This window comes from Rathayibacter sp. VKM Ac-2754, assembly GCF_009807095.1.
In the GTDB taxonomy this organism is placed as follows: domain Bacteria; phylum Actinomycetota; class Actinomycetes; order Actinomycetales; family Microbacteriaceae; genus Rathayibacter.
Genome location: NZ_WUCC01000007.1, coordinates 75,305 through 98,494, shown reverse-complemented (window position 1 = coordinate 98,494; position 23,190 = coordinate 75,305). Strand labels below are relative to the sequence as shown.

The following is a 23,190-nucleotide window of genomic DNA, read 5'->3' as shown; positions in this document are numbered from 1 at the left end:
CTGCGGCTGCCGGGGGTTCGCTCGTTCGCGGGGCGGTGCGTCAGATCTGGGCGCCGTGGTCGAACGTCTGGGGCTCGCCCGCCTCCTGGGCGGCCTTCGCCTCGTCGTACTGCTTGCGGACCTCGACCATGTCGAGGCCGCGGACCTGCTCGATGAGGCTGTCGAGGGCCGGAGCGGGGAGCGCGCCGGGCTGCGCCATCAGCGGGATGCCGTCGCGGTAGACCACGAGGGTCGGGATCGACGAGATGCCGTAGCTCGCGGCGAGCTGCTGCTGATCCTCCGTGTCGACCTTGGCGAAGGTGACGTCGGCGTTCTTGTCGCTCGACGCCTCGAAGACGGGGGCGAACTGACGACACGGACCGCACCAGGCGGCCCAGAAGTCGATCAGGACGATGCCGTCGGAGACGGTCTGGTCGTGGGTGTCGAGAGTCATCGTGGTCGTGGCCATGGAGGATGCAACCGAGCCGCGACGCGGGCTATTCCCCGCGGTCGAGCAGGTCGAGCAGGGTGCGGGGGCCGATCGCCGAGGCGCCGAGCGCCTCGATCCGCGCGATGAGGCCGCGGTCGGCGGTGACCACCCGGCAGACGGAGCCGAGAGCGGCGACCGCGGCGACGATCGCGTCGTCGCCCGATCCCTCCGCCTGCTCTACGACGAGTCGGGATCGCGGTGCGGACGCCAGCGCCCGGCCGGCGTCGGCCGCGCGGGCCTCGCCCTCGAGGACCACGACGATGCGGGGCCAGGCGGTGTCGGCGCCGAGGCCCACCGCGTCGCCGGGGAGACCCAGGGCGGCGAGGCGGCCGAGGCTCTCGAGGAGGCGCTGCGCGGCTCCGGCACGATCGCGCCACCAGCCGTCGGGCCGGGAGCCGACGACGTTCGCCGCGTCGACGACGAGCACCGGCATCTCGGAGTCGAGGTCGCGGAGCCCGGACCAGGAGGCGCCGAAGCCCGGGTGCAGCGGCAGGGAGTCGACCTCGTCGGGCGCGACCCAGCGCAGCTCGTTGCTCTCGAGGTCCATGATCCGCGGCTCGAAGTGCTCGACGGCCGAGGCGACGACGGTGGTGTAGCTCCACGGGCCGACGGTGACGACGCTGGCCAGGACGGGCAGGACCAGTTCGGGTGGGACGCCGGCCTCCTCCGCCGACTCGCGCAGGGCGGCCTCGAAGGCGGTCTCGTCGGGGTGCCTGGCGCCGCCCGGGAGACCCCAGGTATCGCCGAAGTGGCTCCAGCTGACACGGTGCTGGAGGAGGATCCGGCCGTCGGGATCGCGCAGCAGCAGTCCCGCCGCGCCGAAGCGGCCCCAGAAGCGCCGCCCGTCGCCGATCTCGACCCAGCCGTCGCCGAGGGCGGGGTCGAAGTGCGGGCGCGGAGGCACGGCGTCGCCGCCGATGTCGTCGCCCGTCATGCCCTCCAGCCTCCCACACCGGGCGGCGCGCGCCCGACGGGAGAGGACCGTCCGGATGGCACAATCGGACGATGCGCCGCTCGAGAGTCCTCCCCCTCGCGACGCTCGCCTGGCTCGGCGTCATCGCGCTGATCACGCTGACTCCGAACCCGCGGCCGCCGGGCGAGTCCTCCGATCTGGTCCGCGCGATCATCGCGTTCCTCGGGTCCACTCCGCTGACGGCGTGGTTCGACTACGACGTCGCCGAATTCACGGCGAACGTGCTGATGTTCGTGCCGCTCGGAGCCCTGCTCGCCGCGCAGCTGCCTCCGCGCCGCCGCCTCCTCGCCGCGCTGATCGGCCTCGCCGTCTCGGTGCTGGTCGAGACGGCCCAGCTGCTGTGGCTGCCCTCGCGGGTCGCCGACGTCCGCGACCTCGTCTCGAACGGCACCGGATCGCTCCTCGGGTCACTGCTGATCGTGGTCCTGCTCCCCCGCCGCCCCCTCCGGAAGGACCGCACCGCCCATGCCCGCTGAGACCCTCGTCCGCCTCGCTCGTCCCTCCCTCGAGACCGGCGACGCACGCACCGGTGCCACCCTCGACCCGAGTGGGACCGGTGGCATCGACGCGACCGACCTCGGCTTCACCCGCGGCGACGGGGTCTTCGAGACGATCAACCTCGTCGACGGCCGCCTGCAGGCGCTCGATGCGCACCTCGACCGGTTCGCGCGATCGGCGCGGATGCTGGACCTGCCGACTCCGGACCGCGACGCCTGGCTCGAGGCGATCGCGCTCGCGGTGGCCGAGCACCCGCGGGTCCCGGAGGCGATGGTCAAGACGATCCTCACCCACGGGATCGAGGGCGAGGGGCGGCCGACAGGCCTGGTCTTCGTGCAGACGAGTCCCGACTTCGGGCCTGCTCGCCGCGACGGAGTGCGAGTCGTGCTGCTCGACCGGGGGCTGCGCTCGGACGTGCAGGAGACGTCGCCGTGGCTGCTCGCGGGAGCGAAGACGCTCTCGTACGCGGTCAACCGGGCGGCCTCGCGGGAGGCGGTGCGGCGCAGGGCGGACGACGCGCTCTTCGTCTCGAGCGACGGGCTCCTTCTCGAGGGGCCGACCTCGAACCTGGTGGTTCTGACTGCGGGGACACTGGTGACGCCCCCGCCGACCCTCGGACTGCTGCCCGGCACGACGCAGGCCGACCTGTTCGGCCTCGCCGGCGGCCTCGGGCTCGAGACGGCCTACCGGGCCCTCCGGGCCGAGGACCTCGAGGGCGCCGACGCCGCCTGGCTGGTCTCGAGCGCGCGCAACGCCGCTCCGATCCGTGCCGTCGACGGGAGGGAGCTCCGCATCGACGCGGAGCTCTCCTCCCGGATCAACGCCGCGCTGCTCGCCCGCTGAGAGCGCTGCCGGTCAGGAGAGGCCGTCGACGTCGGCCGGGCCGCGACCGATCAGACCGCCGCGGACGTGCTCGACGGTGGGGTCGAGCTGCACGGGATCGCGCTGATCTGCGGCCTCGTCGTTGATGACGGCCGCGACGATTCCCCGCCAGTCCGTCCCCTCGGCGACGGCGTCGTCGGAGCCGACGCGACGGGTGACGAACACCGCCTCCGACTCCTCGCCCGCGTGCGAGATGACGGCGAGGAGCCCGACGGTGCGTCCGTCGGGGTGCCGGATCTGCCACTCCTCGTGCCCGGACGGCACGAGCGCGTACTCGCGGCCCGAGTGCTCGAAGGCGGTGTCGTGCATCTCGGCCGGGATGCCGCTGTGGGCGGGGGCACCGCGAGTGGGGACTCCGGGGGTGCCGTCGTCGCTCGTGCCGCTGGCGACGCTCATGCCGACGTCACCGCGGGTGCCGCCCGCGGTGCTGCCGGTGCCGTTCGCCGCGAGCATGCGGTCGTCGTCGTCGGCGCCCGTGTAGGAGCTGCCGCTGGTGATGTGGTCGTCGTTCATGGTGGACCTCCGTGCTGGGCGGCCCGGGTCGGACCGCGTGGTGGGCTTCTCGGGACCATGTCGGCGCCGGGAAGGGATTCGTAGACTGAGCGGATGCAGATTCCGGTGACCGGCTCCGTGCGAGTGGACGCGTGGCTGTGGGCGATCCGGATCTACAAGACCCGGTCGGCGGCGACCGCGGCCGCCCGGGCCGGTCACATCCGCGTGAACGGGGAGCGGGCGAAGGCCGCGCAGACCGTCCGGGTCGGTGACGAGGTGCGAGCCCGCATCGGCGGCTTCGACCGCGAGCTGGTGGTCCGCGGACTGGTCGTGAAGCGGGTCGGCGCCCCGGTGGCCGTGGAGTGCTTCGAGGACCGCACACCGCCGCCCCCGCCGCGCGAGGCCGCCCCCGCGGTCATCGTGCGCGACCGCGGGGCCGGCCGGCCGACCAAGCGCGACCGGCGCGACATCGAGCGGCTGCGCGGGTTCTGAGGCCAGGTCAGGGAGCGAGCGCGCGGACCCGCGAGAGCAGATCCTCCGCCACCTCGTCGAGGAAGCGCTGCTGGAGCGCGTCGCCGACCTGCACCAGGGCGATGTCGGTGAACCCCGCCTCGACGAAGGGCAGGACGCTCTCGGCGAGCTCGTCGAGATCGGGGCCGCACGCGATCGAGTCGGCGACGTCCTCCGGCCGGACGAACTGGCTGGCGCCGGCGAACCCGGCGGTGGTCGGGAGATCGGCGTTGACCGACCAGCCGCCGGCGAACCAGCGGAACTGCTCGTGCGCGAGGGCGACGGCCTGCTCCTTGTCGGGAGCCCAGCAGATCGGGATCTGGCCGATCGAGCGCGAGGGGGCGGCACCGGGGCCGCGTGCGTCACTCCACTGCGTGATCAGCTCGGCCTCGGGCTCGGTGGTGATCAGGTGGTCGCCCAGGGGTGCGAAACGCTCGACGGACTTCGCGCCCGAGACGGCGAGGCCGATCTCGAGCGGCTTCCCGGGGAGATCCCAGAGGCGGGCGGAGTCGACGCGGAAGTACGCGCCCTCCCAGGTGACCAGCTCACCGGTGTGCAGTGCGCGGATGATGTGCACCGCCTCCTCGAGCATGTCCTGCCGCACCGAGACGGCCGGCCAGCCCTCGCCGACGGTGTGCTCGTTGAGGTTCTCGCCCGAGCCGAGGCCGAGGACGAAGCGGTCGTCGGACAGGATCGCCAGCGTCGCCGCCTTCTGCGCCACGACGGCGGGGTGATAGCGGATGGTCGGTGCCGTCACGTAGGTCATCAGGTCGATGGTCGAGGTGGCCTGCGCGACCGCTCCGAGCAGCGTCCAGGCGTAGGAGGCGTGACCCTGCTCGGTCAGCCAGGGCGAGTAGTGATCGCTCGAGACGGCGAAGTCGAAGCCGAGCCTCTCGGCGTCGACCGCGTAGCCCACCAGCTGCTTGGGTCCGCTCTGCTCGGTCATCAGGGTGTAGCCGAATCGCACCATGGTCCGTCCTCTGTTCCGCTCGTCGTTGGGGTACGTGCTCCATCGTGAGCTGAGTCCCGGCGGGCGGGTAGCCCCTTGCTCGGTGTGCGGGGGCGGGGTAACGCGGACGTTCCGGGGTCCGAGGCAGGGCGGGAGAGGGCCCGCAGACGTTCGAAATGAGATGGGTCTCTCAGGAGAAGTGACTTCCTGCGTGCGGTCCCCTCCTCGCTGATCGAGCCCGCAGCCCGCGCAGCGGGCGTATCGAGCGGAGGGGCGCCTTCGGCACCAGCGCAGGACGTGGAGGAGACCGCCGTTCGTAGGGAGATGGGTCTCGATACGCCCCTGCGGGGCTACTCGACCAGCATGCTTGCGGATGTCTCTTCCCACTAGATTCACCAGCATCAGAAGTACAGGTCAGAAGCACGATCTGCTGACGCTGGCGGGTCTCGATACGCCCCTGCGGGGCTACTCGACCAGCATGGAGGGGCCGGACGCCGATTTCTCCCTCCCCAGCGAGACGCGAAGCGGCGTCGCCGCTCCCCTCCTCGCTGATCGAGTAGACCGCGCAGCGGGCGTATCGAGATCCACCAGCGTCAGAGTGCACATCAGAAGCCCGACCTGCTGACGCCGGCGGGTCTCGATACGCCCCTCCGGGGCTACTCGACCAGCATGCCGGGGCGACGGGCGCCCTCTTTCCCCCACCACGGAGACGCGAAGCGGCGTCGCCGTCCATCCGCCGCCTGCGGGCTCGACCAGCAGGCCTTGGGGCGGCTGCGCGCCGTGGGTCAGACGAAGCGGACGCGGTTCTGGACGCGGGTGCGGACCTCGAAGGACTCGCCGTAGCCGCCGAGGCGGGGGTCGTCGGTGCCGGAGCGCAGCAGCTGCGGCAGGAGGGAGCGCCGGATGACGACCGCACCCTGGTGGCGGCCCCGCTCGACCTGCTCGAAGGGCTGCTCCAGGGCGTCGTCGGGCACCACGACGACGCTCGCCGAGAAGCGGACGCCGAGCTCGCGGCCGAGACGGCGGGCCGCCTTGGTGAGCGAGGCGAAGGGCTTCTCGTCCTCGGCGATGCCGGCGCCCTCGAGCTCACCCTTGCGCAGGCGGACCGGGTCGCCCCAGTCGGCCGAGGTCAGCGCGAGCAGGCCGGAGGGGCCGAGGACGAGGTGGTCGACCTTAAGCCCGCCGTCGCCCACGGCGACGTCGTTCCAGATCGTGTAGGCGATGCCGAGGGCTCCGACGAGAGAGGCGGTGGCCTCCTCGGCCTGCGCCTTCGCCAGCCACGAGCGCACCTCGCGGGGGGCCGAGCGCACGAGCGCGGGGTCGAACGGGTCGTCGATCTCGACGCCGCGACCCACCCACTCGCGGACGAGCCGCAGGTAGTGCTCGCGGGCGGCGCCTCCGGGGTGCCCGTACGACCTCGCGCGGACGGCGGAGGCGCTCTGCGGGCGCGGCGAGCCGGTGTAGGGCTGCTGGGGCGACGCGTGACCCGTCGCGGGCGCGCCCCGGTCGTAGTCGCTGCGCGCGGAGGCGCTCCCGATGCGCTCCCACGCGAGCTGGACGGCGTGGAACGAGGAGGCGTCGCCTCCGGTGTCGGGATGCGTCTCGCGCAGGAGTCGCCGGTAGGCCCGGCGGAGCTCGTCGTCGGAGGCGGAGGGGGCGACGCCCAGCACCTCGTAGGGGGTGCGGGCGGCGTGGCTGTCGGGCATGGTCTCTCGGAGTGTCGGGGGCGGTGCGGACACCGGGTCCTCGAGCATATCGGCGCCCGCCGAGCGCCCGGTGGGAGCGCGCACGACGAACACTCGGAACGAGCAGGGAGCCGCGACCCGCAGGCCGCGACTCCCGAGCGGCTCAGCGAGCGGCGAGCAGCTCCCGCACGCGCGGGACGACCTGCGTGCCGTACAGCTCGAGGTTGTGCATGATCGCGGAGTGCGGCAGGGTTCCGGCGCTGTACTTCAGGTCGATGCGCTCGAGGCCGAGAGCGTCGACGGTCTTCGCGATCTTCTGCGCGACCGTCTCGGGAGAGCCGAGGTGCAGCGCGCCGTCGGGCGCCACCTCCTCCTCGAAGCGGTCCCGCGTCATCGGCGACCAGCCGCGCTCGCGGCCGATCGCGTCCATCATCGCCTTGTGGTGCGGGAAGAAGAGATCGCGAGCCTCCTCGTCGGTGTCGGCGATGAAGCCCGGCACGTGCACGGCGACGGGCAGGCGGGGCTGCTCGAGCTGGTCGAGGGCGCGGCCGAAGAGATCGACGTAGGGGCGGAAGCGCGAGGGCGAGCCCCCGAGGATCGCCAGGACCAGGGGGAAGCCGAAGCGGGCGGCGCGGACGACGGACTCGGGGCTGCCTCCGACTCCGATCCAGGTGCGCAGCGGGCCGTTCTCGACCGTGGGGAAGACGCTCTGCTGGTTCAGGGCCGGGCGGGTCTTGCCCTGCCATGTCACCGGACCGCCCTGGACGAGGGCGTGGAAGAGCTCGAGCTTCTCCTCGAACAGCAGCTCGTACTGCGTGAGGTCGTAGCCGAAGAGGGGGAACGACTCCGTGAAGGAGCCGCGGCCGAGGATGACCTCGGCGCGACCGCCCGAGATGCCGTCGAGAGTGGCGAAGCGCTGGTAGACGCGCACCGGGTCGTCGGAGGAGAGGACGGTCACGGCAGAGCCGACATGGATGCGCTCGGTGCGCGCGGCGATGGCGGCCAGCACGACGTCGGGGGCGCTCACGGCGAAGTCGGCGCGGTGGTGCTCGCCGACGCCGAAGAAGTCGAGGCCGACCTGGTCGGCGAAGACCCCCTCCTCGACCACGTCGCGCAGGACCTGGCCGTGGGAGAGCGGAGTGCCGTCGGGCCCCGCCGTCACATCTCCGAAGGTGTCGACACCGAACTTGACTTCATGCGTACTCATGGAATTCTGCAACCTCTCGCCTGCGCGGACTATTCCTGGGGCACGAGTCCGGCGGCGACGGCCGGCTCGCGGTAGGCCCGACCGAGCGACTCCACGGTGTCGTGGGCGTTGAGTCCGCTGGGGTTGGGGAGCACCCAGAGCGGGACGCCGGCGATCAGCTCCTCCTGGCGCCCCTGCCTGGCCTTGGCCCGGCCGAAGGCGGCGCGGTAGGCGGTGATGCCGACCATCGCGACGGCGCGGGGGTGGACGCGCTCGACGGTGCGGACCAGGCGGTCGGCACCCGCCCGCAACTCCTCCGGCGTCAGCTCGTCGGCTCGCGCGGTCGCCCGAGCGGCCAGGTTGGTGATGCCGACGCCGCGGTCGACCAGGGTGCGGCGGTCGTCGTCGCTCATCCCCTCGGAGACGCGCATCGGGTGCTCGAGGATGCCCGCGGCGAGGAGGGCCGGGTAGAAGCGGTTGCCCGGGTGCGCGAAGTGCGCGCCGGTCGCCGCCGTCCACAGGCCGGGGTTGATGCCCACGAAGAGGAGGCGGACGTCGTCGCCCAGGAGGTCCTCGACGGTGCGGTCGCGGTACGAGGCGAGCTCGGCGCGGGTGAACGGCATGGCTCCATCCTGCCCGCAAGGTCTCTCGGGCGTGCGGCGCGGGTGTCAGCATGGAGTCATGACGAACGCATCCCAGGACCACCCGATCCAGCACGGCAGCGACGACGCGGTGCTCGACGAGAAGCTGCGCGGCGTGCTGCTGCAGGTCGCCGGCGACTCGCAGCTGCGTCCGGAGGAGGACGTCGAGGCGCTGCTGCGGCAGCGGCTGCGCGACACGCGGATCGAGATCCCGGAGGCGAGCATCCCGGGTCTCGCGAAGCGGATCCCCGGACTGACGCAGCGCGGCGGCGGGGATCTGAGCCCCGGAGCGCACTGAGCCGGGGCGCCGCGGGCGGAGCGACCCGAGGAGGGACCTTCGCCTCTGTCCGGTCGAGGAGGGGTGCCGGAGTCTGGCCCTGAGGCCGCACTCCGTGGTCTCGAACCGAGAGGCTCTCCGATGACCGCACCCACCGACCTCGATCAGCGCCCGAGCACTCTGCGCGGCTCAGAACCACTCGCCACCGGCACCCCGGTCTCCAGCAGCCTCGGGCGACGCGTCCTCGCCGTGCTCCGCCTGGCGACCGGCTTCATCTTCCTCTGGGCTTTCCTCGACAAGACGTTCGGCCTCGGCTTCTCGACGCCCGCCGAGCGCGCGTGGGTCGCCGGCGGCACGCCGAGTCAGGGCTTCCTCCTCGGCGACGGCGTCGTCGGGCCGCTGAAGCCGTTCTTCACGGCGATCGCGAGCCCCGCGACCGACGTGCTCTTCCAGCTGGGCATGCTCGGCGTCGGAGTCGCGGTGATGCTCGGCATCGGCCTGCGCGTCAGCGCCGTGGTCGGAAGCTACATGATGATGCTGATGTACCTCGCGGAGTGGCCGTTCGGCGCGAACGCCGCGTCGACGAATCCGCTGGTCGACTACCACATCGTCTACGCGCTGGCCCTGATCGCGGTCGCTGTGCTCTCGGCCGGCGACACCTGGGGCCTCGGGGACCGCTGGAAGAAGCTGCCCCTCGTCCAGCGCCTCCCCTGGCTCGTCTGATGGCCTCGCTCTCGCTCGCACCCCCTGCCTGGGAGACCGCGGCCCACGCCCGGACCGCCGAGGAGGTGCTGACCGAGCTGGGTGCGAGCGAGGGCGGCCTGAGTGCGACCGACGCCGCGCAGCGGCTGACCGAGCACGGCCCGAACGCGCTGCCCGCCCAGCGCCGCCCGAACGCGGTCCTGACGTTCCTGCGGCAGTTCCACGACATCCTGATCTACGTCCTGCTCGCCTCGGCGATCGTCACCTTCGTCGTCGGCGACGGGATCGACGCGATCGTGATCCTCTCGGTGACGGTGATCAACGCGATCGTCGGAGTCGTTCAGGACGGGCGCACGCAACGGGCGCTCGACGGGATCCGGGCGATGCTCTCGCTCTCGGCGAAGGCGAAACGCCAGGGTGCGTGGGTCAACATCGACGCGGCCGACCTCGTCACCGGTGATGTCGTCCGGGTCGAACCGGGCGACAGGATCCCCGCCGACGCCCGACTGCTGGGTGCGAGCACCCTCCGCGTCGACGAGTCCGCCCTCACCGGGGAATCGCTGCCGACCGAGAAGAGCACCGCGCCCGTCCCAGCGGCCAGCGGGATCGGCGACCGCACCGACATGGTCTTCTCGGGCACCCACGTCACGGCGGGCGACGGCACCGCCGTCATCACCGCCACAGGTCTGGACACCGAGATCGGGCGCATCCACGCCCTCGTCACCGGCACGAAGAGCACCACCACCCCCCTGACCCGCCAGCTCGACTCCTTCAGCAGGCGGATCTCGCTGCTGATCATCGCCGTCGCCGGCGTGATGCTGCTCGTCGGCCGGCTCCTGCACGACCGCGAACTCGCCGAGCTTGTCCCGGCGACCATCGGCTTCGCCGTCGCCGCGATCCCCGAGGGGCTCCCCGCGCTCATCACGATCACCCTCGCGCTGGGCGTGCGGCAGATGGCCTCGCACCACGCGATAGTCCGCAAGCTGACGGCCGTGGAGACCCTCGGCTCCGTGACCACGATCTGCACCGACAAGACCGGCACCCTGACCCGCAACGAGATGACGGTACGCACGGTCGTCACCGGCTCCGGCAGCCACCACGTCGCCGGCACGGGCTACGCGCCCGAGGGCGCGATCACGCCCGCGGGCGAGAGCGAGCTGGACGCCCTGATCGAGGCGTTCGCCCTCTGCAACGACGCGCACCTCGTCGACGGCGAGGGCGGCTGGCAGATCGTCGGCGACCCGACCGAGGGGGCGCTGCGCACCCTCGCCCGCAAGGGCGGATTCGACGACGACGGCGCCGAGCGCCTCGCCGTCGTCCCGTTCGCGGCCGAGACGAAGTACATGGCCACCCGGACACGGGTCGCGGAGGGGACGACCCGCATCCTCCTCAAGGGCGCTCCCGGAGTCGTCCTCGAGCACTGCAGTCACGAGCTGCGGGCCGACGGCGGCACCGCACCGCTCGACCGGGCCCGCTGGGCGCGGATCGTCGACGAGCTCGGCGCCCGGGGCCTGCGCGTCCTCGCCGCCGCCCGCTCGCACGCGACCGCCGAGCCGACCACGCTCGGCGAGTCGGAGTTCGACTCCGGCCTGGTGTTCCTCGGGGTCGCCGGGATCCTCGACCCGCCGCGCCCCGAGGCCGTCGCAGCGATCGCACGCATGCACGCCGCGGGCATCCGCGTGAAGATGATCACCGGCGACCACGCCGGCACCGCGCTCGCCATCGCGCGCGAGATGGGGATCGCCGAGGCCGACTCCGCCGTGCTCACCGGGGACGCCGTCGAGGCGATGACCGACGAGCAGCTCGCCGAGGCGGCACCGATCGTCGACGTGTACGCCCGCACGAGCCCCGAGCACAAGCTGCGCATCGTCGCCGCGCTGCAGTCGCGCGGCGAGGTCGTGGCGATGACCGGCGACGGGGTCAACGACGCACCCGCCCTCCGCCGGGCCGACATCGGCGTCGCGATGGGGATCAAGGGGACCGAGACGACGAAGGAGGCGGCCGACATCGTCCTCGCGGACGACGACTTCGCGACCATCGGGCACGCGGTGAAGGAGGGGCGCCGCATCCGCGACAACCTGCAGAAGTCGATCCTCTTCCTGCTGCCGACGACCTCCGCGCAGGCGCTCGTCCTGCTGCTCGCGGTCCTGATCGGGTTCACCCTGCCGCTCCAGGCGACGCAGATCCTCTGGGTCAACCTGATCACCGCGATCACCCTGTCGCTGGCCCTCGCGACCGAGCCGGCCGAGCCCGGGATCATGCGGCGGCCGCCCACGCGACCCGGTCGCGGGATCCTCGACCGCAGCTACGTCGGACGGATCGTCTGGGTGACCGCGCTGATCACCGCGGCGACCATCGGCGTCTTCTTCTTCGAGATCGGCGCCGGGGCGAGCAGCGCCCAGGCGCAGACCACGGCCGTCACGATGCTCACCCTCGGCCAGCTCGCGTTCCTGTTCAGCTGCCGGTTCCTGCGGGCGTCGAGCCTCCGGCTCGCGGTGCTGCGCGGCAACCGGGCGGTCTGGATCTCGGGTGCGACCCTCCTGCTGCTGCAGCTGGTGTTCGTGTACGCGCCGTTCATGCACCCGTGGTTCCATTCGGCGCCGCTGGGCGTGCGCGAGTGGGCGTACACCGCGGTGATCGCCGCGGCGATCCTCCTCTTGACCGAGGCGGGGAAGGCTGTCGAGCGCGGGCTGCTGGCGCGGCGAGCGGTCGGCCCCGCCTGACGGGAGCCGGCCGTTCGGCGTGCAGAACCGAGGGTGAGAGCGAGGATCCCTGCCTCACGGCGGGGATCGGTCGTCTCACCCTCGGTTGCGAACGACTCGTGTCGCTACTCCGCGGTGCGCAGGCTGGTCGGGCTCGGGCGGCGGGCGCGCATGGTGCGCAGGGCCCGGCGTAGCCGGTACACGGGCCAGCGGTAGAACGACCGGCCGGTGATGGACTCGACGTCGATGCGGACGAAGTTGTTCTTGTCGTCGTCGTGGAACGCCTCGAGCTGCTGGATGCCGGCGTTCTCGATGTCGATGTCGGAGTGCAGACGGTGGGCGTCGCCGTGGACGATGACGCTCCAGTGACGGCGGCCCCGGTGCCCGTCGAACTCGAACGCGACCCTCGGGTGCTGGGTGAGATCGATCATCTTGCTGCCCGACCCGCTGCGGAAGAAGAGCGCTCCGTCGTGCACGAGGAAGTTGACGGGCACGATCGCGGCGCTCGGGCCACGCGTGGAGGGGCGGTGATCGATGACGGCGAGGCGGCCGATGTCGGTGGTGCGCGCCAGCCGCCAGCACTCCTCGGTGGTGATCTCGCGGAGGGTCGTGTTGCCAGCGGTGGGCATGAGGTCCTTCTGACGTGATCGGGTGGGGGCCATCAGGCGGCGGCGGGGACGGGGACGACGATCACGGGGCGGAGGCGCCGCGGAGGGTGTCGGGGGCGACGGAGCCGAGGAGCAGTGTGGGCGGTGCTGATGCTGGTGATCATGAGGTCTCCTGACCGTCCGACGTCGCTCGTATCTCGACCGCCGCGACAGCTACGCTGCCCGACCTGGTGATCCGAATCGAGTGCCGAAGGTCCCGACTACCCGCCTCCGTGCGGAAGCGTCCCCTCCGCTGCCGAACGAATCGATGCCCGCGCAGACGAGTGCGACTGCGATGAAGCCGATGACGGACCGCCGGCTTCCCGTCGAGTTGCGGAGGACGTCGGCAGCGCGTTCTCCGGGTGTGGCTCCGTCGGCCTGCGGGGCGAGCGATGGTCGTCGTCAGAAGAGGTCGAACCCGCTGTCGAAGACGCGCGCGTTCTCCGCGTCCAGCCTCGACTCCTCCGCCGTGGCGGCGAGCACGTTCGGGGGTGAGTTCCGGGCGTCTGTCCGGTGATCGAGGTCCTGCCCGGTCTCGCCGTGCTCGGAGCTGTCGGCGGTGCGTCGGGCGGTCCGGACCGACAGCGGGACCCCAGAGCCCACGACGAGGATCACCTGAGACCTGGGCGCAGGGGTCGCCGCGTCATCGAGCGTGACGGTTCCCATCTCGTGGTGCTGCGCCAGAGTCATCGAGTACCGCACCACGGCGGAAGCGGTCGCGTCCTCGAGCTGGAGCGAGCCGCCGGTGTAAGACAGGGTCATCATGAAGTCGTCCTTCGGTCAGGGCCCCACGAACGTCGTTCAGGGCACCGGGGACCGGAATGCGATCCGTCGACCCTACGTCGCGCTCCTGCACGACCTGCCAGCCGAACGGGATACCACCCGGGCTGAGCAGTCGTCCGTGACGGGCGCCCCTCGTCGAGTGCTCCGAGAGGGGATCTTCCGACCCGCGAGCGAACGAGTCGTACGACGGAGGTGACGCTGCCCTCTGCGCGCCGTTCCCAGCACTCAGAGGACTGCCGGGGGGAAGAGCCGCGGACGGAGCAGGTCGAACCCGTCCGCTCGCGGGAGCATCCACGTGGGCAGGCGTCGGCGCCTGGCGTCAGCGACCGCTGCCTCCGCCGAGCGGAGAAGCTCCGCAGACTCCGCGACGACGTGCGCAGCATGGCCGGGATGGACGTCACCCGGTGGCGAGAGAGCGGCGATCAGATCGCGAAGCACTCGGATGACGTCCTGCTGACTCTGATCCTGGGGGGACATGACGGCTCGACTCGATAGGAGGAGGCCCTCTCGGCCAGCGGTGACAGTCGATCTTGAACGAGAAGGTTCGTGCACCTCCGCGAAGCGGCCGGCGGCAGCCACGGTACGCGCACGCCTCACCTCATGGGGATTCAGCAGCGAACTCCATCCGGACCAGGGAATCAGCGTGTGGTCGCTGCGCTCTCCCCCTGCTGCCCGTCGGACCTTCACGATGCCCGAGACGGCACGACGTCGTCGGAGCAGAGGCTAGTCTCAGAGCCCCATCCGAACCCTTCGCGTGGCGAACAGCACCCTTCTCGGGTGCAGGCATCGGCGGGACGCCCCATGGGCAAGCTGCACTACAACTCCGGCACCAGCGCTGAGTTCAACGACCGTCTGCTCGCGCACCTTCAGCTGGTGATCGGCACCAAGCTCAGCAAGGGCGAGTCCTTCTACCTCTCGTGGAAGAACGGGATCGAGGGAGGAAGCGGACGATGCGCCATATGGCTGCACCCCGCGATTCCCCTGGAGTTCCCCTTCGCGGGCAACCGGTCGCCCAGCATCAACCCCGCATGGATCCATCAGCTCGTGCAGGACTCCTACACCGTCAACGGGCTCCGTGTCAGCCCGGAACCCGAGAACCGCACCGCCGGGCTCGCGACCGCACCGGCACCGACGACACCCCTCCGCTAGCCGCGCCCACCCTGACGACCGCTGCGGGACCGCAGCACCTCTTCGGCGGGTCGGATCAGCCGGCGATCGGAAGCAGGGGAAGAAGTTCCCTGCGAACGCGCCGCGCGTGCGTCGGTCAGACGGCGCCGGAGGTCCCCACCAACGATCCGATGGCGAACGTCGCCGCGAGAGCGAGCGCGCCCCCGACGACCACCCGCACCGTGGGACGCAGCGGCGGGCTGCCGCCGATGCGGGCACTGACGTACCCCGTGAGCGCGAGGGCGAGAAGCACGACGGCGAAGGTGGCGGGGACCCGCCACTCTGCAGGCGGCAGCAGGATCGCGAGGAGCGGGAGCAGTGCGCCGATCGTGAAGGCGAGTGCTGACGCGCCGGCTGCTTGGAGCGGGCTCGCGACGGTCTCCTCGGAGAGCCCGAGCTCGGTCTCGAGATGCGCAGCAAGACCATCGTGCTCGGTCAGCTCCGACGCGACCTGTCGTGCCGTCGTCGCGCTGAGACCCTCGGCTTCGTAGAGCCCGGCGAGTTCCACCAGTTCTGCGACAGGATCCTCCGCGAGCTCGCGGCGCTCCTTCGCGATCAGGGCGCGCTGGCTGTCGCGCTGACTGCTCACGGAGACGTACTCTCCTAGGCCCATGGAGATCGCGCCACCGACGACTCCGGCGACTCTGGCCGTCAGAAGAACAGAGGTCTGCGTGGTCGCTCCGGCGACTCCGACGACGAGCGATGCGACAGACACGATGCCGTCGTTCGCGCCGAGAACGCCGGCGCGCAGCCGGTTCAGCCGCGCCTGGATCGCCCCGCCGTGAGGTTCGTCGCGATGCGCGCCGGGAGTCGGATCCGTGGTGGAGGTCATCCTGGATCCTCTCGACGATTTCAGACCGCTGACGAGACGGCGGGGTCGGGGACGACGATCACGGGACGGGAGGCGCCGCGGAGGATGTCGTGGGCGACGGAGCCGAGGAGCAGGCGCTGGAGGCCGTGACGCGAGGTGGCGCCGACGACGATCTCGAGGGCGTCCTTCCCGAGGCGGGTGAGGACGGTCGCGGGGTCGCCTGTCTCGGAGGTGCTGCGCACCGTGAGCTCGGGGAACTGCTCGCGAGCGGCCGCGACTTCGAGAGCGAGCATGTCGAGGCTGGCGGTGCGGAGCAGGTCGTAGAAGCCCTGGTCCGGCACGAAGCCGGGGACCCACGCCTGCAGCGGTGTCCAGACGTTCACCACAGTGAGCGGCTCGTCGAGCTCCGCTGCGTCGCGGGCGGCGAAGAGGACAGCGGCGTGCGCGGCCGGCGACCCGTCGATGCCGACGAGGACGCCGCCGTGATGACCGGACTCGGGGAGCGGGACGACTGCGACAGGGGCAGTGGAGCGGGCGGCGAGATCCACGGCGGGCGAGTGCCGGGTGCTCGTCTCGGATCCGTCGCGGTGGTCGTGGGTGCCGACGACGATCATCCGGGCACCGCGGGCGTCCTCGGTCAGCACGTCGACCGGGCGGCCGCGTCGGAGGGCGGTGGTGACGGCGATGTCGGGCGCCTTCGACGCGGAGCCGAACGCGTCGCGGGCGAGGACGACCTCGCCGTGCGCGGCCTGGATCGTGGCCGCGCCGGGGTGGCCGGCGGCGGCGTCCGTGTCGGACACGAACACGGCGAGGACGGGGGTGCCGGAGAGCTTCGCGCGGTGCAGCGCCCAGTCGAGGGCGGCGCGGCTGTGGGAGGAGTCGGAGAGCCCGACGACGATGGGCGCGTTCATGACGCTCGATTCCGCCCCGGTGCCGCGCGGTGCGGCGATGGAGCTCCGCGACCGAGTCTGCGCGGGCGGTGGTGCCGGAGGTAGAGGCGAACGTCCCGGGACCTTCGGCCCTGGGACCGCTCCGGCGGGATGCCTAGCGTCGGAGGCAGGAGCGGCGGCACGAGCGCATCGCACGATCGTGAGCCGTCTCCGCGATGCCCGATCGCGGGCGGAGAAGAACCCGACCGCCATGACTTCCGAAGCCCCCGCACGCACCGACCAGATGATCCAGATCGCCGTCCAGGATGAGCTGAACTGGACCTCCGGTGTCCACGCCGCGCAGATCGGCGTCGCCGTGGAGCACGGAGCCGTGACTCTCTCCGGCGAGGTCAGGACCTACGTCGAACGGCTCTCCGCCTGCCGCGCCGCGTTGCGCGTGCACGGCGTCCGCACCCTGGTGGACGAGCTGGCGGTGCGCTCCGAGCGGTCCCTCACGATCAACGAGACCGACTTCGCCGAGAGCGTCCAGGGCGCTCTGACGAGTGAGGTGTTCGTCCCCGAGACGGTGAAGGCCGAGATCCACGGCCGCTCCGTGGTCCTGATGGGTGAGGTGCACTGGGACTACGAACGCGAGAGCGCACGCAAGGCCGTCGCCCGGGTGAACGGCGTCGAGGACGTCACCTCGGTGATCACGCTGCGCGCACGGCCGTCCGCGACCGACGCCCTGCAGCGCATCAGCGAGGCTCTCGTGCGCGACGCGACGGTCGACGCCGGGCGGATCGAAGCCCGTCTCGACGGCACCCGCCTCACCCTCAGCGGGACCGTGAGCAGCTGGCCCGAGCGCCGCGCCGCCGAGCGCGCGGCCTGGTCCTCCCCCAGCATCACCCACCTCCAGAACGACCTCGTCGTCACCTCCTACTGAGCCCGCCTCCACCCCCACGAACCGAATCGAGAACCCCATGAGAGCCGCACGCTTCCACGGCCCGCACGACATCCGCATCGACGACATCGCCGAGCCCGCTCTGCGCCCCGGAGCGGTCGCCATCGACGTCGCCTGGTGCGGCATCTGCGGCACCGACCTGCACGAGTACCTCGAGGGCCCGATCTTCATCCCGCCCGCCGGACACCCCCACCCGCTGACGCACGAGCAGGTGCCTGTTGTGATGGGACACGAGTTCAGCGGCACGATCACCGCGCTCGGCGAGGGCGTCACCGATCTCGAGGTGGGCGCGAACGTCGTGGTCGAGCCGTACTTCGTCTGCGGGCACTGCGCGCCGTGCCTGGCCGGGCACTACAACCTCTGCACGAACATGGGCTTCATCGGGCTCGCAGGAGGCGGCGGCGGACTCAGCGAGAAGGTCGTCGTCGACCGGCGCTGGGTGCACCCGATCGGCGACATCCCCCTCGACCAGGCCGCACTGATCGAGCCGCTCGCCGTCGGGCACCACGCGTTCACCCGCAGCGGCGCCCAGCGCGGCGACACGGCTCTCATCGGAGGAGCGGGGCCGATCGGGCTCCTGCTCGCCGCGGTGCTCACGGCCGAAGGTGTCCGGGTGATCATGTCCGAGCCCGGCGCCGCCCGCCAGGCGAAAGCGCGCGAGACCGGAGTCGCCGACGTCGTCATCGACCCGATGACCGAGGACCTCCTCGCCCGGGTGCACGAGCTGACCGACGGCAACGGCGTCGACGTCGCCTTCGAGTGCTCGAGCATCAACGCCGTCCTCGACCAGCTCATCGACGCCGTCAAGCCGGCGGGCGTGATCGTCAACGTGTCGATCTGGGGCACCAGGGCGAGCATCGACATGCAGAAGCTGGTGCTCAAGGAGATCGACCTGCGGGGCACGATCGCCTACGTGGACGACCACCCCGCGACGATCGCCCTCGTGCAGTCCGGGAAAGTCGACCTCGAGCCCTCCATCACCGCGCGCATCCCGCTCGACCGACTCATCGCCGGAGGCTTCGACACCCTGATCAAGCACAAGGAGACCGCGGTGAAGATCCTCGTGCGGCCGCAGATCGGCGACGCGTCCTGACGGCGGCGTCACTCTCCCGTGGGACGAGACCGATCCGTCACCAACGGTCGATGCATCCGCTTCAGGACGAACTGTTCGTGGCGGATCGATCGCGGCGGGGACGCTCGGACGAGCCGGACGAGGGAGGCCGCAGCTCCGTCTGCAGCACCGCCGCCTGGGTGCGCCGCTCGAGGCCGAGCTTGCTCAGGACGCTCGAGACGTAGTTCTTGATGGTCTTCTCGGCGAGGGAGAGCTCGACTCCGATCTGCCGGTTGGTCAGGCCGTCGGCGATCAGCGCGAGGATCTGCCGCTCGCGCTCGCTGAGGCCCGCGAGGCGCGGGTCGACGGCGTGCTCTCCGCGCAGGCGTGCCGTGACGGCGGCGACGACCGCCGGTTCGAGGAGGATGTCGCCTACGGCGGCGGAACGGACGGCGTCGATGAGCCCCTTGCCGCGGATGTCCTTGAGCACGTAGCCGGAGGCGCCGGCGATGACGGCGGCGTAGAGCGCCTTGTCGTCGTCGTACGCGGTGAGGATCAGGCAGCGGATGCGCGGGTCGCGCGAGCGCACGTCGCGGCACACGTCGATCCCGCTGCCGTCGGGCAGCCGGACGTCGAGCACGGCGACATCGGGCCGCAGCGCGAGGATCTCGCGGAGCCCCGAGGCAGCGGTACCGGTCTGGCCGACGATCTCGAGGTCGGGCTCGGAGCCGAGGAGCTCCGCCAGACCTCGGCGCACGATCTCGTGGTCGTCGAGGAGGAAGACGCGGGTCATGGGGTCTCCGATGAGGGTGTCGGGGGGAAGGGGACGCTCCAGCGCACGCGGGTGTCGCCGGGGACGCTGGTGATCGTGAAGGTGCCTCCGCGCGCCTCCGCTCGCTGCTGGAGGTTGGCGAGGCCACTGCGCCGACCGGTGCCGCCGGTGAACCCGCGACCGTCGTCGCTGATCTCGAGGACGATCACGCCGTCGGCGGCGGTGAGGTGCAGCGTGACGATGTTGGCCTCGGCGTGCCGCGCGATGTTGGTGAGCGCCTCGCGGCCGACGGCGACCACGTCGTCCGCGAGCTCGTCCACGACGAGCAGGTCGACCGCGCCCGCGAAGCTGATGTTCGGGGTGCGCACGAGGACGGAGGAGAGCTCGTTGGCCAGGTCGAGGATCCGGTGCCGGACCGTCGAGGTGTCGTCGCTGCTCGCGTTCAGGGCGAAGATGACCGTGCGGATGTGGGAGATGCTCTCGTCGAGGCTCTCGACGGCGCGCTCGATCCTCGACGCCGCGCGTCCCGGCGGCAGCGCTCCGGCGGCCTGGTGGAGATCGAGGCCGGTGGCGAAGAGCTCCTGGATGACGTGATCGTGCAGGTCGCGGGCGATGCGGCCGCGGTCCTCGAGGAGCGCCATCCGCTGCTGATCGGCGCGCGCCGACGAGAGCTCCATCGCGACGCTGATGTAGGAGGCGAAGTCGGACACCATCTCGAGATCGGCCGTCGTGAAGACGGGACGGCCCGTGCGCCGGGTGACGACGAGCACGCCGAGCGATCGGGAGGCGGCGATCAGGGGCACGGCGAGCACAGGACCGCCGGAGGTCGGCATCCCTCCGCTCGTGGACGTCGACAGGTGGTCGAGCACGCGCGGCTGTCCGCCCGTGAAGACGCTGCCCGAGACGGAGGAGCGTGCCGGGATCAGCCGGCCCTGGAACGCCTCGGCCCCGTCGCCGCGGGCGACGCCGACGCGCAGCTGCTCGGGATCCTCGGTCGGGAAGACGACGCCGACGAGATCGGCGTCGGCGAGGTCGAGGATGCGGGCGGCGACCAGGCCGATGACGTCGTCACCGTCCGAGGCGAGGACCGCCGCGGTCATCTCGGCGGCGGCCTGCGCCCAGCGCTGCCGCATCCGGGTCTCGGCGAAGAGGCGGGCGTTGTCGATCGCGACTCCGGCCGTCGCGGCGAGCGCGATGACGAGGTGCTCGTCGTTCGAGGTGAATGCGCCGGCGCGGGCGTCGGTGAGGTAGAGGTTGCCGAACACCTGGTCACGCACGCGGATCGGCACCCCGAGGAAGGACCGCATCGGGGGGTGCGCCGCCGGGAATCCGTGAGCGCGGGCGTCGGCGCCGAGATCGGCGACCCGGATCGGGTGCGGATCGCTGATGACCGCGCCGAGGAGGCCGTGGCCCTCGGGCAGATGCCCGATCGCCTCCACCCGCTCGGGATCCATGCCGACGTGGATGAACTCGTCCAGGGATCCGTCACTCCCGATGACGCCGATCGCTCCGTAGCGGGCGTCGACGAGCTCGACGGCGGCGTCGACGATGCGGCGCAGGACCGCGGGGAGATCGATGTCCTCGACGACAGCGCGGTTGGCGCGGAGGAGGGCGCGGAGTCGGCCGGAGGTCCCGTCGGCCCACGGGATCCCGTCCTGTCCGGGGAGGGACGAGGGGTCGAGATGGGGCATGACTGCTCCGCTCCGCCTTCGGTCGGCTGACCTGACTCCTCCCCACCCTCCTCGCATCAGGCGCGATCCACTAATGGAAGTGGCACATCGACGGCTGACCGACATCTGGGCGGGACGTTCGGCACTGGGCAGAGCCGCGCGCTCCGTCCAGGCTCGAGGCAGGAGGTGACGCGATGTCACAGACGGTTCTCGTCGGGGTCGACGGGTCTGGGCCGAGCGATGCGGCGACGCACTGGGCGATCGAGCGCGCCGCGCGTCTCGGCCTGCGGATGGAGCTCCTGCACGTGTCGAAGAGTGGCGATGCGTCCCGCGGCGCCTTCCTCCTCGACCGTGCGGTGATGACCGCCCGATCCCACCCCGGCGTCGCGGCGGTGCGCGGGCTCGGGGTCGACGGTGACGCGATGGAGGAGCTGATCACCGCCTCCGCCGGCGCCGCGATCGTCGTCGTCGGCAGCCACAAGACCGGATTCCTCCGCGGGCGCGTGTTCGGGTCGCAGAGCCTGTGCCTCGTCGCCGGTGCGCTCTGCCCGGTCGCCATCATCCCGGAGTCGTCGGGCCGGGCGCGGCACGGCGTGACGGTCGGGGTCGGCGCAGCGCCCTCGAGCGACCGGGCGGTCCGGTTCGCCGCGGCGGAGGCCGAGGCGCTCGATGAGGAGTTGATCCTCGTGCACGGGGACGAGAGCGCGGCGGTGTCCGGCCTCGATGTCGACGCGGCGAATCGCTCGGACCTCCTCCTCTCCGCCGCTCGGGATCTCGCGATCGCGACGGCACCGGGCCTGAGCGTCCGCCTGCGCTCGGTGCGGCTGCCGGCCGCCGTAGCGCTCGCCGACGCCTCCCCCACGAGTGCTCTCGTGGTCCTCGCCGCGTCGAGCGGGCAGGGCGCCGACGGGGCGGTCGGACGGACGACGCACGACGTTCTGATGAACCTCGCCGGGCCGACTGTCGTCGTCCCCGCCTAGGGCCGCGACGGTCGGCGGTCGGGACCTCGTTCCGGGTGCGGGCGCCCGGGCATCACCGGCGATCAGTCACGGGGCCCCGAGGCTCCTCCACAGGCGCTGATCGCGGGCGGGTCGTCCGGTTCCGGCCGTGAGGGCGGTTCCGTGTCGGAGGTCCCTGGTTCAATACTCGTATGAATGACGAAGACAAGAGCTCGCCGGAGGTGGCGGAGCGGCTCGGTGCGATCGAGTCGCTCACCGAGCTCGCAGCACGTGCGGGGTTCACGTCCGCGCAGATGCTGTACGCGCGGGCGGCGGCGCTGCACCTCGCCTACGGTGTGGCGTCGGAGATCCCGGAGGCGTTCGCCCGGGGCGGCTGCCTGTCGCGCAACGAGTCGCACGAGCTGTTCGAGCGGTCGATCCGCGCCGAGCTAGCGGTCGGCCAGGGGATGACGGAGCGCGCCGTGACGCGCACCCTCGAGCTCGCGCAGCTGCTGTTCGAGGACCTGCCCCGCACGCGGGCGGCGCTCGCCGAGGGCCGGCTGCTGTGGGAGGCGGTCGAGGTGATCTGCGACGCCGCGGCCTCTCTTCCGGCCGCATCCCGCGGCGCGCTGGACGAGCGTGCGGTCGAGATGGCGCTCACGAGGACTCCGACCCAGCTGCGCCGCGCGGTGGCGCGGATGAGGGACGCCCTTCACGACGAGCCTCTCGCCGTGCGGCACGTCCGCGCCCGGCAGGATCGAGCGGTGTGGGTAAGCCCGGAGATCGACGGGATGGCGACGCTCTGCGCACTGCTGCCCGCGCCTGAAGCGATGGGCGCGTACAACCGCCTCGACCGGATCGCCCGGTCGCTCCGCGACGGCGAGAGCTCGGGCGATGACCGCACGCTCGCCCAGCTGCGCGCCGACGCGCTCGCCGACCTGCTCTGCGACGGCGACATCGCCGGCACCACCCCGAACGCCGACGGGCCGACGGCCTCGCCGACGTTCGTACCGGGCGTGCGGGCCGAGGTGCGGCTCACGCTCGCCGCGAGCACCGCCTCCGGAGCCGATGACGCCCCGGCCGACCTCGACGGGTACGGCCTCGTTCCCGCAGGCATCGCCCGAGAGCTGGTCGGCGTCGGCGCCTCCTTCACCCGGATCCTGACCGACCCGGACACCGGCACCGTGGCCTCCGTGGGACGGACGCACCGCGTCCCACCGCCGCGGATGCGCCTCCACCTGCAGCTGCGGGACCGGACCTGCCGGTTCCCCGGCTGCACTCGGCCCGCCTCCACCAGCGAGGCCGACCCCACGGTCGAGTGGCGGAACGGGGGCGAGACAGCCCTCGACAACCTGGCTTCCCTCTGCATGGCCCACCATCACGTCCGCCACGGCGACCGCTGGACCTACCGCCTCCATCCCGACGGCACCGCGGAGTGGACCACGCCGACGGGCCGCCGGGTCACCACTCGACCCGCCGTCGTCCTCCCGGGCCCACCGGATCCTCCCCCGCGACCCCGCTTCGTCGACGCACCGCCACCGTTCTGACACTCGAG

Annotated in this window: 24 protein-coding genes; 11 read left to right on the top strand and 13 right to left on the bottom strand. The window is 71.9% G+C overall.

The genetic code is table 11. The features are described from left to right. Positions 1-40 precede the first annotated feature (40 nt). Both trxA and GRS92_RS13210 read right to left on the bottom strand, forming a co-directional pair. Entirely contained in the window at positions 41-448 is a 408-nt protein-coding gene (gene trxA / locus GRS92_RS13215; RefSeq protein ID WP_159857123.1) for a thioredoxin, read from the bottom strand. A gap of 28 nt (positions 449-476) precedes the next feature. Continuing rightward, the gene (locus GRS92_RS13210; RefSeq protein WP_159857121.1) at positions 477-1,403 is read right to left on the bottom strand and encodes an NUDIX domain-containing protein; all 927 of its coding nucleotides are present in this window, start codon (positions 1,401-1,403) and stop codon (positions 477-479) included. A gap of 71 nt (positions 1,404-1,474) precedes the next feature. Here GRS92_RS13210 and GRS92_RS13205 point away from each other — a divergent pair, with 71 nt between their 5' ends. Both GRS92_RS13205 and GRS92_RS13200 read left to right on the top strand, forming a co-directional pair. Next, positions 1,475-1,918: a VanZ family protein gene (locus GRS92_RS13205; protein ID WP_159857119.1), complete on the top strand. Its 444-nt coding sequence runs from the start codon at positions 1,475-1,477 to the stop codon at positions 1,916-1,918. After that, complete coding sequence (locus GRS92_RS13200; protein WP_159857117.1) at positions 1,908-2,783, top strand: aminotransferase class IV; 876 nt, start codon at positions 1,908-1,910, stop codon at positions 2,781-2,783. Before GRS92_RS13205 ends, GRS92_RS13200 begins: the two co-directional genes overlap by 11 nt. 12 nt (positions 2,784-2,795) lie before the next feature. Here the strand turns inward: GRS92_RS13200 and GRS92_RS13195 are convergent, their stop codons facing one another. Next, positions 2,796-3,335, bottom strand: a complete 540-nt coding sequence (locus tag GRS92_RS13195) for a hypothetical protein (protein WP_159857115.1) — start codon at positions 3,333-3,335, stop codon at positions 2,796-2,798. 93 nt (positions 3,336-3,428) lie between these two features. Here GRS92_RS13195 and GRS92_RS13190 point away from each other — a divergent pair, with 93 nt between their 5' ends. After that, complete coding sequence (locus GRS92_RS13190; protein ID WP_159857114.1) at positions 3,429-3,806, top strand: RNA-binding S4 domain-containing protein; 378 nt, start codon at positions 3,429-3,431, stop codon at positions 3,804-3,806. A 7-nt stretch (positions 3,807-3,813) separates the two neighbouring features. On the opposite strand, the gene GRS92_RS13185 is transcribed toward GRS92_RS13190, so the two are convergent. The 4 genes from GRS92_RS13185 to GRS92_RS13170 form a co-directional block, all read right to left on the bottom strand. Further along, complete coding sequence (locus tag GRS92_RS13185) at positions 3,814-4,794, bottom strand: TIGR03557 family F420-dependent LLM class oxidoreductase (protein WP_159857112.1); 981 nt, start codon at positions 4,792-4,794, stop codon at positions 3,814-3,816. Positions 4,795-5,558: 764 nt separating this feature from the next. Beyond that, complete coding sequence (locus GRS92_RS13180) at positions 5,559-6,479, bottom strand: J domain-containing protein (RefSeq protein ID WP_159857110.1); 921 nt, start codon at positions 6,477-6,479, stop codon at positions 5,559-5,561. Positions 6,480-6,621: 142 nt separating this feature from the next. After that, positions 6,622-7,665: an LLM class flavin-dependent oxidoreductase gene (locus tag GRS92_RS13175; protein ID WP_159857108.1), complete on the bottom strand. Its 1,044-nt coding sequence runs from the start codon at positions 7,663-7,665 to the stop codon at positions 6,622-6,624. A gap of 29 nt (positions 7,666-7,694) precedes the next feature. Next, complete coding sequence (locus GRS92_RS13170) at positions 7,695-8,267, bottom strand: mismatch-specific DNA-glycosylase (protein ID WP_159857106.1); 573 nt, start codon at positions 8,265-8,267, stop codon at positions 7,695-7,697. A gap of 58 nt (positions 8,268-8,325) precedes the next feature. Between GRS92_RS13170 and GRS92_RS13165 the strand changes: the two genes are divergently transcribed. The 3 genes from GRS92_RS13165 to GRS92_RS13155 all read left to right on the top strand — a co-directional run bounded on the left by GRS92_RS13165 (position 8,326) and on the right by GRS92_RS13155 (position 11,987). Continuing rightward, positions 8,326-8,583 (top strand): hypothetical protein, encoded by a 258-nt coding sequence (locus tag GRS92_RS13165; protein WP_159857104.1) that lies wholly within the window; start codon positions 8,326-8,328, stop codon positions 8,581-8,583. 120 nt (positions 8,584-8,703) lie between these two features. Further along, positions 8,704-9,285, top strand: a complete 582-nt coding sequence (locus GRS92_RS13160; protein ID WP_235022019.1) for a DoxX family protein — start codon at positions 8,704-8,706, stop codon at positions 9,283-9,285. Continuing rightward, entirely contained in the window at positions 9,285-11,987 is a 2,703-nt protein-coding gene (locus GRS92_RS13155; RefSeq protein ID WP_159857102.1) for a cation-translocating P-type ATPase, read from the top strand. The genes GRS92_RS13160 and GRS92_RS13155 overlap by 1 nt, the downstream gene beginning before the upstream one ends. 104 nt (positions 11,988-12,091) lie before the next feature. Here GRS92_RS13155 and GRS92_RS13150 read toward each other — a convergent pair whose 3' ends face one another. Together GRS92_RS13150 and GRS92_RS13145 are read right to left on the bottom strand one after the other, a co-directional pair. Beyond that, positions 12,092-12,595 (bottom strand): pyridoxamine 5'-phosphate oxidase family protein, encoded by a 504-nt coding sequence (locus GRS92_RS13150; protein ID WP_159857100.1) that lies wholly within the window; start codon positions 12,593-12,595, stop codon positions 12,092-12,094. Between the two features lie 420 nt (positions 12,596-13,015). Next, the gene (locus GRS92_RS13145; protein WP_159857098.1) at positions 13,016-13,378 is read right to left on the bottom strand and encodes a hypothetical protein; all 363 of its coding nucleotides are present in this window, start codon (positions 13,376-13,378) and stop codon (positions 13,016-13,018) included. Between the two features lie 795 nt (positions 13,379-14,173). On the opposite strand from GRS92_RS13145, the gene GRS92_RS13140 reads away from it, so the two are divergent. Next, the gene (locus GRS92_RS13140; protein WP_235022018.1) at positions 14,174-14,545 is read left to right on the top strand and encodes a DUF7882 family protein; all 372 of its coding nucleotides are present in this window, start codon (positions 14,174-14,176) and stop codon (positions 14,543-14,545) included. Positions 14,546-14,660: 115 nt separating this feature from the next. Here the strand turns inward: GRS92_RS13140 and GRS92_RS13135 are convergent, their stop codons facing one another. After that, a complete protein-coding gene (locus GRS92_RS13135) occupies positions 14,661-15,395 on the bottom strand; it encodes a VIT1/CCC1 transporter family protein (RefSeq protein ID WP_159857094.1) in 735 nt (244 codons plus the stop codon). Positions 15,396-15,415: 20 nt separating this feature from the next. Then, entirely contained in the window at positions 15,416-16,285 is an 870-nt protein-coding gene (locus GRS92_RS13130; protein WP_159857092.1) for a universal stress protein, read from the bottom strand. A 229-nt stretch (positions 16,286-16,514) separates the two neighbouring features. On the opposite strand from GRS92_RS13130, the gene GRS92_RS13125 reads away from it, so the two are divergent. Both GRS92_RS13125 and GRS92_RS13120 read left to right on the top strand, forming a co-directional pair. After that, on the top strand, positions 16,515-17,186 hold the full coding sequence (locus GRS92_RS13125; RefSeq protein ID WP_159857090.1) for a BON domain-containing protein: 672 nt from the start codon (positions 16,515-16,517) through the stop codon (positions 17,184-17,186). 37 nt (positions 17,187-17,223) lie between these two features. Further along, positions 17,224-18,297, top strand: coding sequence for a 2,3-butanediol dehydrogenase (locus tag GRS92_RS13120; RefSeq protein WP_159857089.1), 1,074 nt, complete (start codon positions 17,224-17,226; stop codon positions 18,295-18,297). 61 nt (positions 18,298-18,358) lie between these two features. On the opposite strand, the gene GRS92_RS13115 is transcribed toward GRS92_RS13120, so the two are convergent. Continuing rightward, positions 18,359-19,048: a response regulator gene (locus GRS92_RS13115; protein ID WP_159857088.1), complete on the bottom strand. Its 690-nt coding sequence runs from the start codon at positions 19,046-19,048 to the stop codon at positions 18,359-18,361. Continuing rightward, positions 19,045-20,718, bottom strand: coding sequence for a sensor histidine kinase (locus GRS92_RS13110; RefSeq protein ID WP_159857087.1), 1,674 nt, complete (start codon positions 20,716-20,718; stop codon positions 19,045-19,047). The genes GRS92_RS13115 and GRS92_RS13110 overlap by 4 nt, the downstream gene beginning before the upstream one ends. A 173-nt stretch (positions 20,719-20,891) precedes the next feature. Here GRS92_RS13110 and GRS92_RS13105 point away from each other — a divergent pair, with 173 nt between their 5' ends. Beyond that, on the top strand, positions 20,892-21,677 hold the full coding sequence (locus GRS92_RS13105) for a universal stress protein (RefSeq protein WP_159857086.1): 786 nt from the start codon (positions 20,892-20,894) through the stop codon (positions 21,675-21,677). Between the two features lie 170 nt (positions 21,678-21,847). Beyond that, the gene (locus GRS92_RS13100; RefSeq protein WP_159857085.1) at positions 21,848-23,182 is read left to right on the top strand and encodes an HNH endonuclease signature motif containing protein; all 1,335 of its coding nucleotides are present in this window, start codon (positions 21,848-21,850) and stop codon (positions 23,180-23,182) included. Positions 23,183-23,190: the final 8 nt, after the last annotated feature.